The sequence below is a fragment of the Candidatus Frankia alpina genome (genome assembly GCF_902806485.1).
In the GTDB taxonomy this organism is placed as follows: Bacteria; Actinomycetota; Actinomycetes; order Frankiales; family Frankiaceae; genus Frankia; species Frankia alpina.
Genome location: NZ_CADCWT010000552.1, coordinates 1 through 612 on the forward strand (window position 1 = coordinate 1; position 612 = coordinate 612).

The following is a 612-nucleotide window of genomic DNA, read 5'->3' on the forward strand; positions in this document are numbered from 1 at the left end:
ATCCGTCACCAGATCGCTTGAAACCACAACTCAACGACACCTAACAAAGCCCTACTAGAACGAGTGAGTCCGAACCAGGGCGGGCCGGTTGCGGTGCGTATTGCACGGTCTGAAGCCGGCGGACCGTGCGCATCGCACCGCCCACCGTCGGGTCACGGCGGCGCCGGCGGGCGGGGCTGGTCGCGTAGCCGCTCCAGGATCCGCCGGTCGCGCTTGGTCGGCCGCCCCGAGCCCCGGTCGCGTACGGCCACCGCCGGGGTCGGATCGCGCAGCACCGGGGGGCTGTGGTCGACGAAGCACTCGGCTGCGACCGGCGCCCCGACCCGATTCCGCAGCACCTTCGTGATCACGACTATCCGTTCCCGCCCGGCCAGCCGGAGCCGGATCTCGTCGCCCGGATGGACCAAGTGCGCGGGTTTGATCCGCTCGCCGTTGAGCCGGACGTGCCCGGCCCGACAGGCATCCGTCGCCTGCGAGCGCGTCTTGACCAGCCGCACGCACCAGATCCACGTGTCGGCCCGGGCGGAGTCCTCCGGTGGCGTCACTGAGAACTCCGGGGGATGCCCTGGCCTGCAGGCCAGGGAGGAATCCGGCTCCCCGCACCCGCGGAGT

1 protein-coding gene is annotated in these 612 nt (G+C 70.9%); it reads right to left on the minus strand.

Annotated elements, in window-relative coordinates; translation table 11 throughout:
* Positions 1-152: 152 nt before the first annotated feature.
* Positions 153-545, minus strand: a complete 393-nt coding sequence (locus G6R25_RS24460) for an RNA-binding S4 domain-containing protein (RefSeq protein WP_163554702.1) — start codon at positions 543-545, stop codon at positions 153-155.
* Between the last annotated feature and the right edge of the window lie 67 nt (positions 546-612).